This is a genomic window from Pseudoalteromonas sp. P1-13-1a (genome assembly GCF_001401875.1).
Lineage (GTDB): Bacteria > Pseudomonadota > Gammaproteobacteria > Enterobacterales > Alteromonadaceae > Pseudoalteromonas.
In genome coordinates this window covers 21,813-39,764 of the sequence record NZ_LKDV01000031.1, presented here as the reverse complement: position 1 = coordinate 39,764, position 17,952 = coordinate 21,813, and the positions used below count along the sequence as shown (strand labels likewise).

General features: G+C 38.2%; 12 protein-coding genes and 1 pseudogene. 5 read left to right on the top strand and 8 right to left on the bottom strand.

Translation table 11 applies throughout. From position 1 onward, the window contains the following. The first annotated feature begins 2 nt into the window (after positions 1–2). Complete coding sequence (locus tag AN391_RS16300) at positions 3–1,370, top strand: alkaline phosphatase PhoX (protein ID WP_055016380.1); 1,368 nt, start codon at positions 3–5, stop codon at positions 1,368–1,370. Positions 1,371–1,620: 250 nt separating this feature from the next. Here AN391_RS16300 and dps read toward each other — a convergent pair whose 3' ends face one another. Then, entirely contained in the window at positions 1,621–2,136 is a 516-nt protein-coding gene (gene dps / locus AN391_RS16295; protein ID WP_055016379.1) for a DNA starvation/stationary phase protection protein Dps, read from the bottom strand. 600 nt (positions 2,137–2,736) lie between these two features. Between dps and AN391_RS16290 the strand changes: the two genes are divergently transcribed. Continuing rightward, complete coding sequence (locus tag AN391_RS16290) at positions 2,737–3,516, top strand: nucleoside-binding protein (RefSeq protein ID WP_055016378.1); 780 nt, start codon at positions 2,737–2,739, stop codon at positions 3,514–3,516. A gap of 781 nt (positions 3,517–4,297) precedes the next feature. On the opposite strand, the gene AN391_RS16280 is transcribed toward AN391_RS16290, so the two are convergent. The 4 genes and pseudogenes from AN391_RS16280 to AN391_RS16265 form a co-directional block, all read right to left on the bottom strand. Then, the gene (locus AN391_RS16280; protein ID WP_055016376.1) at positions 4,298–7,312 is read right to left on the bottom strand and encodes an Ig-like domain-containing protein; all 3,015 of its coding nucleotides are present in this window, start codon (positions 7,310–7,312) and stop codon (positions 4,298–4,300) included. Between the two features lie 330 nt (positions 7,313–7,642). Beyond that, complete coding sequence (locus tag AN391_RS20615) at positions 7,643–7,813, bottom strand: hypothetical protein (protein ID WP_161804109.1); 171 nt, start codon at positions 7,811–7,813, stop codon at positions 7,643–7,645. A 59-nt stretch (positions 7,814–7,872) separates the two neighbouring features. Continuing rightward, positions 7,873–8,499, bottom strand: a pseudogene (locus AN391_RS20795) (CotH kinase family protein). A gap of 819 nt (positions 8,500–9,318) precedes the next feature. Beyond that, positions 9,319–10,098, bottom strand: a complete 780-nt coding sequence (locus AN391_RS16265; protein WP_055016373.1) for a DUF2189 domain-containing protein — start codon at positions 10,096–10,098, stop codon at positions 9,319–9,321. Between the two features lie 255 nt (positions 10,099–10,353). Here AN391_RS16265 and AN391_RS16260 point away from each other — a divergent pair, with 255 nt between their 5' ends. Continuing rightward, positions 10,354–11,187 (top strand): mechanosensitive ion channel family protein, encoded by an 834-nt coding sequence (locus AN391_RS16260; RefSeq protein ID WP_055016372.1) that lies wholly within the window; start codon positions 10,354–10,356, stop codon positions 11,185–11,187. Positions 11,188–11,422: 235 nt separating this feature from the next. Then, positions 11,423–13,498, top strand: a complete 2,076-nt coding sequence (locus AN391_RS16255; RefSeq protein ID WP_055016371.1) for a catalase — start codon at positions 11,423–11,425, stop codon at positions 13,496–13,498. A 242-nt stretch (positions 13,499–13,740) separates the two neighbouring features. Here AN391_RS16255 and AN391_RS16250 read toward each other — a convergent pair whose 3' ends face one another. Next, positions 13,741–14,757: a substrate-binding domain-containing protein gene (locus AN391_RS16250; protein WP_055016370.1), complete on the bottom strand. Its 1,017-nt coding sequence runs from the start codon at positions 14,755–14,757 to the stop codon at positions 13,741–13,743. Between the two features lie 169 nt (positions 14,758–14,926). Between AN391_RS16250 and AN391_RS16245 the strand changes: the two genes are divergently transcribed. Next, positions 14,927–15,400 carry a VOC family protein gene (locus AN391_RS16245; RefSeq protein WP_055016369.1) on the top strand — a complete coding sequence of 158 codons (474 nt, stop codon included), beginning with the start codon at positions 14,927–14,929 and terminating at the stop codon, positions 15,398–15,400. A gap of 30 nt (positions 15,401–15,430) precedes the next feature. Here AN391_RS16245 and AN391_RS16240 read toward each other — a convergent pair whose 3' ends face one another. Both AN391_RS16240 and AN391_RS16235 read right to left on the bottom strand, forming a co-directional pair. Next, the gene (locus AN391_RS16240) at positions 15,431–16,198 is read right to left on the bottom strand and encodes a DUF6515 family protein (RefSeq protein WP_055016368.1); all 768 of its coding nucleotides are present in this window, start codon (positions 16,196–16,198) and stop codon (positions 15,431–15,433) included. A gap of 421 nt (positions 16,199–16,619) precedes the next feature. Next, positions 16,620–17,918, bottom strand: a complete 1,299-nt coding sequence (locus AN391_RS16235) for a YHYH protein (protein ID WP_055016367.1) — start codon at positions 17,916–17,918, stop codon at positions 16,620–16,622. Positions 17,919–17,952: the final 34 nt, after the last annotated feature.

Sequence of the window (17,952 nt, the reverse complement as noted above, 5' to 3'; positions counted from 1 at the left end):
TAATGGTCTCTAGAAGAGAGTTTTTATTAAGTGCAGGCTCGCTTGCGTTTATTGGCTTATCGCGCAGCGCAATGGGTAATGTTGCTTTACCTGAAGTAACAACTAAGCTGCCCGCTTATGGCCCATTAATAGCCGATTCTCAGGCCTTATTAGATTTACCTAAAGGCTTTAGTTATCAGGTTATATCTAAGCTTGGCGATAAAATGGATGATGGTTTAGATGTGCCCGATCGGGCTGATGGCATGGGCTGTATTGCATTAGATAACGAACGCGTAGCCCTTATCCGTAATCATGAATTACAGCCTAAACACATTGATACAGCGTCTGATTTAATTTGTAATCACAAAAGCCCCTTAGCCTATGATTCGCTTGAAAATGGTGTAGCTTTGCCTGGGGGCACTAGTCATATAATTTATAATTTAAAAGAGCAAAAACGCGAGCAAGAATATTTATCGCTATGTGGCACAATACGAAACTGCTCAGGCGGTGTAACACCATGGGGTAGTTGGCTAACGTGCGAAGAAACCGTTATGGATAAAAGCGATGGTTTGTCACAATCTCATGGTTACATTTTTGAAGTTCCAGCTAGTGCCAAAGGCTTAACTAAGCCAGAGCCATTATATGATATGGGCCGATTTAACCATGAAGCCGCAGCAATAGACCCACAAACCGGTATTGTTTATTTAACTGAAGATAGAGGCGATAGTTTGTTTTATCGGTTTATTCCTCATCATCGCGATAAGTTAAATAAAGGCGGCACATTGCAAGCTATGGTAATTAAAAACCAGCCTCAGTTTGATAGCCGAAATTGGGACTCTCCGGCCATGCCACTTCACAGCGACCTTTTGGTTGAATGGATAACACTTACAGACCCTAAAAGCCCAAATGATGACTTACGCAAGCAAGGTTATAAAAAAGGCGCAGCCTTATTTGCACGGGGAGAGGGGATACATTGGGGTAAAAATGAGCTTTATTTTTGCTGTACTAATGGGGGCAAAAAGCAGTTAGGTCAGGTAATGAAGTACACACCATCAAAAAACGAAGGTACTGAGTTAGAGCAAAATGAACCTGGCAAAATACAACTATTTGTAGAAAGTACAAACGAGTCGTTATACAACTTTGGTGATAATTTAACGGTAGCGCCTAATGGGCATTTAATTGTATGTGAGGATCAATATACTGATACGGTGAATAACCATTTACGCGGGGTAACACCTAAAGGAGAGGTGTATAACTTTGCTAAATTGCATACGCAAACAGAGCTTGCTGGAGCGTGTTTTTCACCTGACGGGCAAACCTTATTTGTAAATGTATACATGCCATCTAAAACGTTGGCTATTACTGGTCCTTGGGATAGTTTTAAGCTTTAAAGCGGTAAAAAATACAAACGCTTAGCATGCTTATACTAGGCGTTTGTACTTTAACAATCCTTGTAGATTTACCAAATCCGTTAGCAAGCTTTAATCATCCTTGGCGCATTTACTACATCCTTTATGTAATAAGTAACGGGTCCTTGTAGTTTGCACTTCATCCTGTACCAACTTATGTAACGTATCCTTGTATGATTATTAATCTCTTAATACTTATTAACATTCCTTGTATGGCAAAGTAGGTAATCAATTAATGATTTAGTTTACCTGCAGACGATTCAATGTGAGCACGCACAAACCATTGAAATTGCTCCAAATCGCCAAGCTGGCTGGTGATCATGTCTTCAGATACAGGGTCTAATTCAGACAGCGTGCTAATGGCATTACGATGATCGGCGTTTACGCCACTGTATACTTTGTCTAATGCGCCCAAATGTTCAATTACAAAGGCTTTACCTAATGAGTATTCATCCCACGTGCGGCGATCTACAATTGACTTAGGTGTACCTTGTGGCGTACCGCCTAATGTAGCAATACGCTCTGCGATGGTGTCGGTCATTTCGCGAATAGCATCCACCTGCGGGTCTAACATTTCATGAACACCAATAAAACTAGGGCCCACTACATTCCAATGAATATGCTTTAAAGTAAGTTGTAAATCTAAAAGAGATACAAGTCGATTATCGAGTGTTTCAATTGTTTTTTTTGCTGTTTCGTTATCCATACCTGGGGCTGTAAATTCAATTGGGTGTTGTGAGTTACTCATAATGTCTCCCGTTATGTAATGTGTTGTATGTAGCCATTGCTACTATTTAGCTTGCAATACATGAAGCAAAGCCTATGCCTATTAGACTTGATTGTATAAAGACTTGATAATTAATGGTTTATTTTAATTTCTAGTGTGGGGGGAACAAAAGGAAGGGCGGAGATTATGAATTTTATGCACTGATTTTTGTAAATTCTGCATACTAGCAATAAAGTCGGAATGCGTGTGGTACGCGTTTAAATTAGACGGCGTTTAGAAAGGCATAATCGGTGTAGTGCAACTATTTTGCGTACTTAGTAGTTAATTTAGGCCCGCATTACATGAGCTTTAAAAGTTAGTTTTAGGGCGCACGCGTTTCAATATTTAAGTTAGACATAATTTATAAACTAAGCAGTTATACCTAAAAGGAGCCAATTGTGTACCTACGTTAAATTAGCACTCACACTTTATATTCATACAAAGCCTGTACAGCTCTTCGATTGCTGCATATAACTGCCTAGATTTAAAAAATCATTCTTTATACTTATTTAATCTCTTTAGTTGGTGAATGCTCACTGATATACTCCTGCCGCATTTTAATTGGGGTTATGTAAATAAATAATGAATTTTTTTAAAGCACTGTTTACAATATCTATACTGCTTTTGTCTCACTCAGCTCTAGCAGAAAATTGGAGCATCACACAGCTTCACACAAACTTTGGCGATGCCTTAAATCCTTTTACTGGGGAGTCGTCATTTACACGCACCTACACCATAGAGCATGCCTCAGAGCATGACTTGGGTGATAACTATTTTTTTATCGACTTTTTAAACGACAGCCTTAGTGATGGTTTTCAAGATACGGGTATTTATGGCGAGTGGTACACAACACTTAGCTTATCTAAAGCCTTAGAGACTTCTTTAAAATACGGACCAATAAAAGACACAGGTTTAGTATTTGGTATAAATGCCGGTGAAGAGGGATTAATGAAATACACCCCAGGCATAAAGCTCAGCTGGGATGCGCCAGGCTTTGATTTTTTAACTACCACTTTTGCAGGCTATATTGATGCCAATGGTGGCGTTCAAAAAGATCAGTTAGCTAAACAAGATAACAGTATTTTTATAGACCTTGCTTGGGGTGCTCCTTTCACGTTAGGTAGCCAAGCATTTTACTTTACCGGCCATGTTGAATACATCTCAGGGCGTAATGATGAGTTAGACAAAAAAGTTAATGAATGGCTACTTGCGCAGCCTGCAGTGTATTGGGATGTTGGGCAAAACTTTAATTTAGATGCTAAGCAATTAATGGTGGGAGCTGAATGGCGTTATTGGTACAACAAGCTTGGTACGGCTGACATAGAAAACCAGCCCTTTTTACATGCCATTTGGGTATTTTAAGCAAAGCTTGCTTTGCTAGGCTGATAAAAAAATAGCGCCTTTTGGCGCTATTTTTGTCAGTGTGGTTGGAACTATAAATGGTTGGTTTTACTCGTAACCACGAGGTTTTTTGGTTTTTATCACTGCGATGTAAGCATGCCAGTTGGCATAGCTTAGTAAGGACATAATTACTATAAAACCGGTAGCGCCTTTGGCAAAGCCAATGGCTACCAACAAAAATATATATTTGCCAAACGAGCCTTATATTGTAGTGGGTTTGGGGAATAAGAAAATAATAAAAAGCTGTATAGTGAGTATGGCTTTTTATTAACTAATTAAGTGTCTTTATAATAAACCTTTGGGTGAAATGAATTACCACAAAAACTCCTACCAGTACCTGGCGATAGAAACTCGCATTAAGCTGGGTCATCTTAATTTCGTAATAATCTATAAACTTGGTTAGACCATAAAAATTATTAACCGATGATGTAAGTTTTTTTAAGCTGTGAGTAGTTGTAAAAGCTAATTCAAAGCAGGTAGGATTTATGTTTTTTATGAACACCTTGAGTGTTTTATACGTAACTGAAAGGGCTCTGTTTTTCCGTTGGTTGGTAGTTTCTAGCATAATGCTTTTAGTATGAATATTTAGTGTATATGGTTATTATTTCTACTTAAGCTAAATAATAGATTACTATTCTATTGAATAGACCAAATATGGCCTTGTGGGTTTAATAACTAAGGCTGTGTAGTAAAGACTCGACTGATGAAGTCAATCGGGTCTTTACTTGCAATAATTTAAAAACTAAAGCTTGTACCTACGTGAAAGAGTGGCAATCGCAACTAAAAGCAAATAAGACATACTACCTGATGACTGTTCGTCATTAATACTGTCATCAATATTTTTATCATCAGTGCCACCATGGATGTTTTCATCACTAATAAAATCAATATTAATTGTTTTAACCTCAGACTCAGAGAATTTATCACTTACAGAGTATTGAAAGCTCGTAGCTTGGTTGTTTTCGACCCCTGGAGTATAAATAAATAAACCCGTTTCTGATTCTAATGAGACACTACCATATGCAGGATGAGAAATCAGTTCAAATGTAATGTAGTCGCCATCTTCATCTGTACCACTCAATTGAGCGTTTATAGGACCGCTTCCTGTTATTTTATAGGTAGAATCTCTGGCAACTGGTGTCGTGTTTGTAAGCATGATACTAACCATGCTTTCTTCGCTACTTGTTATTGAATCATTCACGGTATAGGTTGCTGTTAAAGGCTCTAAAGATTGTGCGTTAGGTACATATCTAACATTGCCACTATTTGGGTTTAATAACTCAATCGTTCCACTTGTAGGGAGTGTGTTAAAATTATAAGTTAGTAACTCTTGATCGTCATCATTACCTTGTAGGTTAAATTCAATAGGCGTGTTCCAATGTGTACTAATGGTGAAGTCACTACTGGTAGGTTCAGCATTTTTAATATCAATATCAATATTAGCTACTTCAGACTCTAATCCGTCTAGCACAGTGTAAAAATAGAGATTTTCAGTTCCAATCTCACCTTTAGGGGTATATCTAAATTTACCTGCATTGTTATCGATATATTCAATTGTCCCTATTTTCGGCGTGTTAATAATAATATTATCTATATCAGTTAACTGTAAATCTATTTCAATTTCTGAAAGTACATGTGTTGAAAATGAAGCATCATGAGGCTTTTCTAATTTTTGGTCTACTTTTTTTGCATATATTACAGCCGAACTGCCTATTGCTGATATATAAGCTGTATCACCAATCGTAGTTGTTTTTAGCCTGTCTGAAAATATATTATTATTTAAAATAGTGGTGTTTTTACCACTATTTAAATTTAATTCTCGTAAATCTTTACCGCATGAATATATTACACGCCAATTTTTTTCAGATTTAGCAATACCACCTATATAGTAAATTGCAGTACCGCGGGGATCTGTATCTGTATAACTGTCGCATAGATTAGTGGCAATTTCTTCCACTTCACCATTTGTTTGTAGATAGTATGCTTTTGAATTACTCTGATTTATTGATACAAGTCTTTCTTCACTCCCAACTTTAACTTTTTTCGCGTAGGAATAATTACTATTGCTCCAATGATGCCCGTATTCGGGTGCGTAATTAGTAAATGTGTTATCTACAAAGTCATAAATAACAAGAGAGCTATCATGATATTTTTCGCTAAGAACTAACTTTGGTATATCGCTATTATTTAAATAAATAGTTTCCATATCATAAGTAGAAAGATTCCGGTGAGCAATCGCTGCACTTTTTATAACATCGCCAGTTTGTCCATTTAGAACATATAATACATAGTTGTTGTCGACTATATTTACAATTAAAAGTATTTCTAAAACTCCATCATTATTAATATCTAAAGTTTTAAGTTGCGTTATCTCTTTTCCTTCTAATTCGACTTGATATATAAGCTCTGTATTTTCAGGTGAAAGAACTTGTAACGCTAAATTATCTATATCTTTCGTACCTATTATTATTTGCTTTTTACCTGTATTAAATAAATCCCCAGTTGTTACTTTTTGTGCTAATAAATTCGGGGAGTTAGGGTTAGAAACGGATAGTATATTTTCTGATTTTGCATAAAAAGGGCGCTTAGTCTCTAAATCAATAACTTTTAAGGTAGAGTAGCTATCTTCGGAATAAATTAATTCAGGTTTATCATCGCTATTTATATCAACGATCTCATAGATACCTGAAGAATAAACTAAGGTTTCTTTATTCCATAAAGTTTCTTTTGATGGGATATCTATTATCTTATATTTAGTACTACTGTTATCAGCTCTATAAGCAGCATCCAAAAATGGTCGACTACCACACGCCAAGTTTAAGTTACCGTCTCCATTAACATCATCAATTAAAAAACTTGCGCTGCATTGAAAATCGTGCACCTCGTATTCCCAAAAGGCCTCAAGGTTTGAAAGTGATAAACCAAATACTGTTTGTATTTCAGGATCAAAATAAAACAGACTATCATTAATACCATCACCATCATAATCTACGATAGTCTCGTGCAAGTAGCTACGTTGTGGCTTTTCTTCTGTAGTATCAGTATCAGTATCAGTATCAGTATCAGTATCAGTATCAGTATCAGTATCAGTATCAGAAAAGGGGTAAGTGTTTATAATTTCTAGAGTTAATGGGTCTAGTATATTTACAGTATTATATTTCCTGTTGACTACTTCGTATTTAACAAGCTCATTTACACCATCATCATTGAAATCTAAAACACGAGGTAATGTATAGTCTAATATGCTTATTTCAACTGTGCTTTTAATTTTTCTTGTGGCTAAGTCAACAATGTATATTACTTTATCATAGTTTGATGTAGGAACTTCTTTTTCTGCTTCAATGTAAAGGTAATGTGAATCAGAGTTTACGTCATAAAAATAAAAACTACTTTTAAATAAACCACCGTGATAATACTCAGCGTTGCGGTAAGTTTTGCTTAATGGATTCCTTTCATAATATTGCCTATTACTAACAACTATCTTATCAGTTACTTTAAATTCATTATTTTCAATTGAATTAATAAAATCAATAGTACTATTTTGTACAGTAACGATTTCTTTTATACCATCATCGTTAAAATCACCGCTGTAAGCGCCTTCAAGGCCAGTAGCTAGAGATAAAGTGTGGTCAAAAAATTTTGCAATGTACGCGTCATTACTACTTTGAGCGGGTTCTGACGCCAAAGAATAATTACTGGCTATCGCAGCAGTCATACAAGTAAATAATAAAGTGGTTTTTAATAATTTATATTTCATGAAAATCCTTTTCAATTATGAAAGTCAATTTGAAGCTGTTTAATAAAGGAAAACAATAGATGACAATATTATAACCACAGTAAAATTCCTCATTCATTTCAATGGTTAATTAACTGAACTTATTGTTTAATATTTGAATGTTTCATTTTCGGGTAAATGGGTGCCGGAGGGCTAATATCTTGAAATAGATAACCATTATTAATCCTTTAATGAGTATTCGATCATCATTGCTGAATATTAACACCAAATAAATCTAAATAAAAGTGTACCTAAAATGGTTTTTAACAATGAGTCGCTTTTAGTAATATCTTTTATGATCAGATGACTTATTTAAATTTCCATCGCTAAACGAACTTGGAGTTTAGCGATGGAAAAAGAGCCATACAGTGTGTATGGCTCTTTGTTAACTATTTCATTGTTTAAATGTATGACGGAACGAGTTACTTCAAAAGCCCTACCTGTAACTGCCGACGGAAGCTCGCCATTAGGCTGTTGGGTCATGTTAGCTACGCGATAAACCATAAACTTGGTTAAACCATAAAAATTATTAACCGATGATGTTAGGTTTGTTCAAACTGCGAATAGCTATAAAAAGCACTTGGATCATTAGCAACATGTTCGCTAATTAAATCTTTTAAATCAGCAACACGTTGGCTAAATTGAGCGCTTGAAAGCGAGCTATTAATTAACGTTTGTAAGTACACATGATACGTTGTTAAGTTACTTTCACTCGCTAATGCACTAGGTAGGCGCTCTGCAAGTGCACCACTGGTTTGTTCGTCTATATAAAGTTCTCGTATATCAACGCCATTAAAGTCCATCGTAAATGTGCCAAATGAATCGTTAAGACCCCATGGTAAAATAAGCTAAACACGCCATCTCTGTCGTATATAATAGTTGAGCGCTAACGTACCGTGATAGCTATCTAGGTTTGATAGGGCAGCACTCACTGATAAATATTTTAGTAAACCGTTTACATCAGTTGCATCAGTTTCGCCGTTATGAATTTGCTCAATAAAGTTTAAAATCGCGCCGTTGTCGACTGTGTCTTGCTTGGTTTGTAAATTAATATCGGTATAACTTGTAATGTCTTCACCTCTACACAATAAATCACTGCCTGTGACTCCTAGTTTATATAAATCGACGTTAACGTTTTCAAAGTTATTTTTTAAAAACGTCTCATCGATTCTCCAACCACAAGATAAAAACCGATAAGTTCTTTATTTATATAAAGTTAACATTTATATGTTGCAGTTTAGCAACGCCTATTTTTGCTAATAAGTCGCAGACAATTGTAATGCGCATAGTGAGTTGGGTCGTTGTAGGAGTTATGTAGTGTGAACTTTTTAAATCAGACTGTCTTTGCCTGCTAACATATTCGTTTATTTCTACTTTAAAGTTGTAGAAAGCGCTTTATGAGCTTATAAAACTAGTTAAGTTCGAATCATCTTTTGTTCTGATTGTTATGCTGTAGAGTACTACACCAATAAACGTGATATAGGTTTCGTGGTACTCTTCATATAACGAGTTATCTAGTATGCCATTCGAATTTTTATCGTCTTGGGTAGGCGTTAAAAACGCTTTGTTTCACCTATGTTCTATTGAAGTAACACCGCTTAATTTTTTAGCTAAGGCTCGAAATCATATCTCTTTTTTCCAATTAAATGGTAGAGATTGAATGGCGTTATTGGTACAACAAGCTTGGTACGGCTGACATAGAAAACCAGCCCTTTTTACATGCCATTTGGGTATTTTAAGCAAAGCATGCTTGCTAGGCTGATAAAAAAATAGCGCCTTTTGGCGCTATTTTTGTCAGTGTGGTTAGAACTATAAATGGTTGGTTTTATACCAACCCGCAATAAAACTTAATCATTTTTAGGGGCTAAAAGTGTCGCTATCTGCGTTAAAAAACTCTCATTTAGAACAACTAAATAGCGAATTTTTTGCCTTCCTATCAACACGTTTTTCCATCCTCAAAATAGATCACGTAATTATACGGATTGGTATTACTCGTAACCACGAGGTTTTTTGGTTTTTATTACTGCGATGTAAGCATGCCAGCTGGCATAGCTTAGCAAAGGCATAATTACAATAAAGCCCGCGGCGCCGGTAGCAAAGCCGATGGCTACGAGTAAAAATATACAAATAGACCACACCACCATTGCGGCAAAGTTAGTTTTAACAGCGTTCATAGAGCTGATCACTGCGGTCATAATATCTACTCGGCGCTCCATCATTATTTGCGGAGCAAAAGCAGAAAGCGAAAACACAGTTACAAGCAATACACCACCTATTAAACTGCCTAGCGTTAAAAACGCTGATAATTCTTCAAATGTGGGATTGGCATGGCTAGGATATAAAGCATGCACAAGCGCGGCTAATCGCATCCAAGCTATCATGATCACCATTAGCATTATTGCAAAACCCCATTCACCTACCGGGTTTCTAAACATCGACTTAATAGAGTGGCTTAATGTGGGTTTATGCCCTTTCTCAAGCTCCCATGCTACATCGTAAAGACCTGCCGCAAAGGCAGGGCCTATTAATGCAAATGCCACGGTTGCGGGCAGTATCACTAAATAAGTCCCTGTAAACATTGCCGAGTAAATAATAGCTACAGGAATTAGGGTAAATATAACCCCGTAAATTAGGCTCAATATGGGCGCACGGGTCATGTCTTTAAACGCCAGTGCGAGCCAGTGAAAAGCTGCAAATGTGTTTACCTTATTGCATTCAATGCAGCGGGCAAATTCAGAGTGTTTATTAATCGTATTTGTTGTTGGCATAACAACGCTCCTTAACAAGGTGTCTCTTAAAGGTTTAGAACACATTGGCTTTATTTACAAATTGAACAACATATACGCAACAAAAAATATTTTCGGTCAATTTATATACTAATTTGGTTTTGACAGCTGCTATTGGTGAGATAAATGAAAGGCTAATTTAGTAAGTAGGTATAAATTTGCAATTTGGTTAATAAAAAGTTAATAAGTGTGCTGGTAAGCTTTTTTAATTACAACCAGTCTAACAGGAATAATAAAATGGACGAGATAATACATAATATTGATGTAAATCAGTATTTGCCCGCAGCAATAATGTGGGCAACAAATATTTTAATGGCAATCGTTATATTACTAATAGGTTTATGGCTTGCAGGCAAAGTGCGTAATATGATTGTAAGTTTATGCCATAAATACACTCATTTTGATGACACACTATTTAGGTTTTTAGGTAGCATGGCGCGCTATGTTATTTTAGCGTTTGTATTTATTGCCGTGTTAAACCGCTTTGGTGTGCAAACAGCTTCAATTATTGCACTATTAGGTGCAGCAGGCTTAGCTATAGGGTTAGCACTGCAAGGTGCTATGTCTAACTTGGCTGCCGGTGTGATGTTACTTATATTCAGACCTTATAAAGTAAACGACTTTATAGAAGCTGCAGGGCGCTTTGGTAAAGTTACCGAGGTTGATATGTTTACCACTATTTTGCAAACGTTCGATAATCAGCAAGTGATTATCCCCAATAGCCAAATTTGGGGAGCGCAGATTATTAATCATTCGCACCATCCTATTCGCGGCGTAGATATGCATTTTGGTGTGGCATATGATGAAAACACCGATGCTGTTCGCAAGGTTATTGATAGTGTGCTTGAGGCTCACCCACATATTTTAAAAGACCCAGCCCCTTTTGTTGAAGTAGAAACACTTAACAATAGCTCGGTAGACTTTTTAGTAAGGCCGTTTTGTAAAGGTGAGCACTACTTTGAAATTTTATACACAGTGCCCGAGCTGATTAAAAAAGCCCTTGATGATAACAATATCGAAATTCCATTCCCGCATCGTAAAGTTATTTTAGTTAACGAGAATAAAGACTAATATAAATCCTTTTTAAAAAGAGCACTTTTAAGTGCTCTTTTTTTGTCTGAAAAAGTTACATGCTTGTGTAAATTTTACTTTTATAAATTAGCCAAAATACGACTTTGTTACCTTTACCCTCCTTTTTTACTAGGTTAGTAGGCTGGTCTTGATATTGCATTTGCAAGGTCGCTTTTAGTTTTAAAGCTTATAAAAACTATTGACCCATTAAATCAAATTGTATGAAGGACTAAACATGGCTGAATCATTTAAATACGCAGGCAATAAAGGGCATGGCGGCGAGTTGCATCAAAAGGCGTCGGATGAACACCCTACCATGACCACCGCGCAGGGCTGCCCTGTAAGCGACGACCAAAATTCATTGCGTGCGGGCAAGCGCGGCCCAGGGCTTCTGGAAGATCACGTAATGCGCGAAAAATTATTTCACTTTGATCACGAACGCATTCCTGAGCGTGTGGTCCACGCAAGAGGGTACGGCGCACACGGATATTTTGAAACTTACGACACGCTTGAAGATTTAACCTGTGCAGATATTTTTCAGCGCAAAGGTGAAAAAACTCCAGTGTTTGCACGATTCTCAACTGTGGCAGGAAATAAAGGGTCTCCCGATTTAGCACGTGATGTTCGCGGCTTTGCTGTTAAATTTTACACCCAAGAAGGAAACTGGGATTTAGTGGGTAACAACATACCTGTATTTTTTATTCAGGATGCGATGAAGTTTCCCGATTTAATTCACTCTGCTAAGGCTGAACCAGACCGTGGCTTTCCGCAAGCACAAACCGCGCACGATAACTTTTGGGACTTTGTAAGTTTATCGCCCGAGTCGGTACATATGCTCATGTGGGCCATGTCAGATAGAGCTATACCGCGATCTTTACGCTTTATGGAAGGCTTTGGTGTTCATACCTTTAAATTTATTAATGCCAAAGGAGATGAGAAATTTGTTAAGTTTCATTGGAAACCAAAAGCCGGTATGCAGTCAGTTGTGTGGAATGAAGCACTTAAACTGAATGGCGCCGACCCTGACTTTCATCGCAGAGACATGTGGGAGTCTATTGGTAAAGGCGACTTCCCAGAGTGGGAGCTAGGCGTACAGGTGTTTGACCAACAATTTGCAGATGAATTTGAATTTGATGTTTTTGATTCCACTAAACTTATACCGGAAGAGCAAGTGCCCGTAAAAATTGTTGGGCGCATGGTACTTGACCGCGTAGTCGACAACTTTTTTGCCGAAACAGAGCAAGTTGCATTTTGTACACAAAACATTGTGCCGGGGCTTGATTTTACACCCGACCCATTACTGCAAGGACGTAATTTTTCGTATTTAGATACGCAAACCAAGCGCTTAGGCGGCCCTAACTTTACGCATATTCCGGTTAATGCGCCTAAATGTCCGATGCGCCATTTTCAACAAGATGGTCATATGGCAATGCATAACCCTAAAGGGCGTGTTAACTACGAGCCAAACTCGTGGAGCGGCGATGAACATAACCCACGCGAATGCCCAGTGCATGGCTTTAAAAGCTCAAGCGAGCCAGAAGTAAGCGGTGGAGATAAGCTGCGTTATCGCTCAGAAACATTTAGCGATCACTACAGTCAAGCTCGCCAATTTTACTTAAGCCAAACAGAAGTAGAGCAAGCGCACATTCAATATGCGTTTGTATTTGAGCTTTCAAAAGTAGAGCATGTGCCAATTCGTGAGCGAGTGGTTTCGCATTTATTAAATGTAGACAAAACATTAGCGCAAGAAGTGGCTAAGGGTCTACGCCTGCAAGACATGCCAGAGCCTGCAGAAGCGGCTATGCCAACGCGTAACGATTTACCTGTGTCGGATGCACTTAGTATTTTAAAAAATGCGCCTAATACCTTTGAAGGTCGTAAGTTAGGTATTTTAGTAAGCGATGGTTTTGATGCCGATATTTTCAACTCAGTTATAAATGCCTTAGACGCTGAAGGCGCTAACTACGAAATTGTGGCCGCACAAGTGGGTGGAGCATGTTGTAGTAAAGGTAAGCATGTAGCAGCTGATCAAGTAATTAATGGCGGTCCTTCGGTGCTTTACGATGCGGTGATGGTACTTGCAACGCAAGAAGGCGCTAAGAAGCTTGCCGGTATTCCTGAAGCTAAGGACTTTGTAAGCGATGCATTCGCGCATATGAAGTATATAGGCTATACACAAGATGCTATGGCATTGTTTGAAGCCGCAGGGCTTGATGATGGTAAGGTTGATGATGGTTGGATAGATTTAAACACGCACTCCGCAAATACCTTTATTGAAACATTACGCAATTTGAGATTTTGGCAGCGTTAACAAACAAATGTTTGTAGAAAAGAAAAACCACACTTTGTAAAAAGTGTGGTTTTTTTATGAAAAGAGAGTGTTGTATGGGCTTTTTAGTGGTATACAATAGGTTTATTACAAAACTCTATCACCCTTATTGTTTTGACAACGTGGTGTTTAGTATTAGCCAAATAGCTTGCTATTAGTTAATTATAAGAAATTCGCCGTTGTTAAAAAGCAAGTTAATACTCGCTGATAATTACTTATCGCTTTTAATAGTTTATTGTGCACGTTGAAGCGTTATTTTTTGTGCAGTAATGAAAGTCAGTATAATAGTGGGACTGTGTGGGCTTTTTATTGTATAAAATGTAGTCGTGCATTAATTTGGTGCTCAAGCGGCCCATTTCAAATGGATTTTGCCCTATGTTAGCGGAGGACAACCCTCTACTTAATACATTGAGTTGTATTTCTTCAGTATCGGCTGAGACGATTATAATATCTTTATTTTCAATCATTTGTTTGTATGGACCAAGCGCATTAACATAGTGTGGGTTAAACTGTGCAAACCCCGCTACAGCTAGAAAAATGGGCGGGTTGTCCGTATTTAATAAACTCATCAACTGCTCTAGTGACTTTTCACGTTTACCCAAACTAAACATTGGGCAACGACTATCTTCGCGCCAGCCATTTTTACCTGTTAGCTTTGTTTTGGCTTGCTCAGACAGTGCATACCTAACCCCAGCAATACGCTTGTTTAAATTAGGAGTGGTGTGATGTCCCGACTGTATGCATATCGTATTATTTGCTTTATTGGTAAGTTTTTTTACTTGCTCGCCCAGGGCAACTCCAAAGTCGAAGTTATTACTCCCTACATAGGTTAGGCGGTACTGTTGGTGTTTTTCTAGCAGGTCAGAATCAAACGTTATAACGGGAATATTTTTACTTTTAAGCGCCATTAATGAGTGAGTGACCAAGTGCTGAGAGTCGGTTGTTGCTACGATTAAACCATCAATTCCTTGGTCAATTAATCTATTTATTGCCATAGTTTGGCTGCGAATATCTTGAAAATCTTTTGGTCCATCGTACTTGCACTCGATTTCAGGATGCTCACGACCAAAGTGTAAACAGCCTTTGAATGCTTGCTGATAAAAGGTGTCATTTTTTGTTTTATCTACAATGCCAATTACAACTTTTGCCGCACTTTGGTGAGCCAATAAAACACACCAGCTTAAAAATAAGCATTTCAGAACTTTATACTTTTTAAGCGCTAAGCTAATTTTAGCTACCATTATAAAAGTCCTAATTATTTAAAAGTAGTAAGGTATATATTACAGCCAGTATAGTTATAGAACTTAAATTAGCTAGTTTGGATAAAGTGACTTAAGTGGGTGCTACGTTGAAATAATTGTTTTTAGCCTATAGGCTGAATATATACCCCCAAAACTAATGGAGAGCGTAATGACTGTTTCAGCAATTCCAAAAGGGTTTAGTTCAGTAACTCCGTATTTAATTATAGAAGGCGCGCAGCAAGCCATATGCTTTTATTGCGATGCATTTGATGCACAACTTGTTATGCAAATGCCGCTGCCAGAGGGCGGTATAGCCCATGCTGAAATTATTATTGGTGACTCGCACATTATGATTTCGGACTCATGTCCTGATGAGTCTTTTAAAAGCCCACAAAAACTTGGTGGAACACCGGTAAGTTTAATGCTTTACGTAGAAGATGTAGACAGCGTATTTAAAAAGGCAATTGAACTTGGCGCTACAGAAGTACGCCCAGTGCACGACCAGTTTTATGGTGATAGAGCCGGCACCCTACAAGACCCATTCGGGCATGTTTGGACCATAGGCACCCACAAAGAAGATTTAAGCGAGCAAGAAATTAACCAACGAATGGCCGACTTAATGTCAAAAGAGCAAGATGCTTAGCGCAACTTGCCCTTCGTTTGAATAATATTATTACCCTAAATTTATCGCTAAATATTTTATTTCGTCACCGTTTATTTGCGGTAAAAAATAAATATCTTGGTACTTAAAATATTGTTGCTCGTTAATCGTGACAGCCTCTGCTGAAATAGGGAGGGTGTCGTAGGTTTGGCCTAAATCATAATTTTTAGCACTGCCTACCTTTATAGCCTGATTAACCACTATTTTAGGCTCATCAACTACTCTGTAGCCATTATTGTCTGCTACGTAATATACATTTTGGTAAGTATAGTAAGTGGTATTATGACGTTTAAAGTGTGAATAATGCCTTGGTAATGAGCGTATTCTTAAGCCTCTTGGTGGCTTAACAACATGGTAGCCTCTTTTCGCTTTTCTGTAGTAAATACCATCACTAAATGTAAACGTAATGCCATTAAATCTGATAGATGCACTATTGCGCGGTAAATGGTTAAAGTAGCGCCCAGGTCTGTAGGTAACTACCTTGTGGCGATTGTGTTTAAAATAATTACGTGTGCGTTGCTGTTGTTTGTAATGGGCAGCTTTGCGCTTTTGCTCTTTGCGGTGCTCGCGTTTGGCTTGCTTGCGCTCTTTACGGTCGTTTTTTTTATATTCTATACGCTGTTTTTTATCATCGCGGCGCTCATCTCGTTTGTATTCGATGCGTTTTGCACGCTCATTATTAAAACTTTTTGTGTTTTCTCGCTCATTGGGCGCTGCATATGCAGCGCCAGATACTGCACTTATGGCAAGTAGAGCAGGGAGTAATTGAGTCAGTTTCATACTATTGCCTCGTGTATGTTGTTACATAACTAGGTTCAATACTAGCGCTTTAAACTGAATGGTAACTGACATGTAACCGATAACACGGCTGTGTTTACAGCTTTTTACTAACGTTTACTGTTCTTGACACAAGCCAACGTTTTCTCACATTTTTGACGATTTTAGGAACTTTTATAGGCTTTAAGCAGCGTAACTAATTGTTACGGCAAGTGCTTTTAACACTTGCTGTAAGTTGTATTTAACCTGAACTTTGGATAATAAATTTATCTCGAGCAGCTATTTTCAGCGCTAACTGTGTTGAATTTACTTGCAGTAGGCCAGCTATTGACGCGTAAATTCACCTTGTTTTTACTCAAAACCTCTGACTAAAGAGAATAAACTTAAATATCACCATGGTTAAATATTTTGGTAAGTCTATTAATTAGCGTTTTGGTTTTTCGGGTAAGGCCGCTTTTAATTGCGCCGGTGTCACGTTAAGTGTTTTTGCTACAATCGTTAAATCGGCATTAGGGCCACCAGCATTTTGCATTGCTTGCATAAGCGCCTTTTCGCTAACGCCTAGCTTTTTAGCAGCTTGTGCAAACCCAGGTGGTGACATGCCGCCGCCATTAGGGCTGCCTGCTTTAGGACCACCGCCACCAGGTGGTTCATGGCGCGTTGTTCTAGTGCCTTCAGGTGGCTTAGCGCCTACGCCCGCTTGTGCTGTGGTCGCAAAGTTGTTTTGTGCAACCACGCCTTTTAAGCACTTAGGTAAATTAGGGAACGTATTACTGGCATGATAGTGATAAGTAACTGTTCCGCTTTCACCCGTAGGGCCTATGTGGCCATTACAGCTATCAAGCTCGGCGGGGGTTGTGCCATCAATTTCTTGGCTTCCGTAAATCGGGTAACCATCAAAGGCATAACCAAATAGGGCGCTTGGCTTTTGCGTTAAATTATTACAGTTGGCGTTTACATGTTCGTGTTTATATACGCTGTCTATATCACTGGCGGTGCCGTGGTAGTGGTACCAACCACCCGGATCGATATGGCCTGCGCACGTATCAAGCGCGGGTAAATGCCCAGTATGTTGCACACTTGGCGCATCCGAAAAAATAGGCACACCCGCAAGCGCTATACCCACCTTAGATACTGTGCCCAACGCTGTTGATTGCTCAGACATAACAGGGTGCAGTGGTAAAAGGGCGGTAATTTCTACGCTTTTATCTACCGATACATTAATACATGCATGATCAACTGTTGGGCGAATGGTCGCGTTATCAACAATATGCACGTTGCCGTCTTCATCGTAAAAGGTAAAACCTTGCTCGTTAAGCATGGTTAAAAACGCTTTATCTAATCTGTATAGACCTGCATCGGTGCCATCCCAATCCCAAATTCCGCCAACGTCGTCGAGTGTTTCTGGGCAAAAAGGACCTACTTCAATGTTGTCGGGCTGATATTTTAAAACCACTTGAGTACATTGGGTTTGCGAGCCGTTTTCAAGCGTACATTCAACAGTTTGTGGTAGTTTTACCATGGCTTTAATATTAAATGCATCGGTATTAATAAGCGTGTTTTTGAGCGTTTTTTTATGAGAGGTAACTGCTGTATTATCGTTTTGAGCGTGTTCGTCACATGCCGATAAAAGTAGCATGGCACTTAATATGCTCAGGGCGAGTGTGCCCTTTTTAGTGTTAACACCAAGTACTTTGAAACGACTTCGTTTAATTGCTCTCATACTTACCCCAAAACCATTTATTTACCTTGGTTTT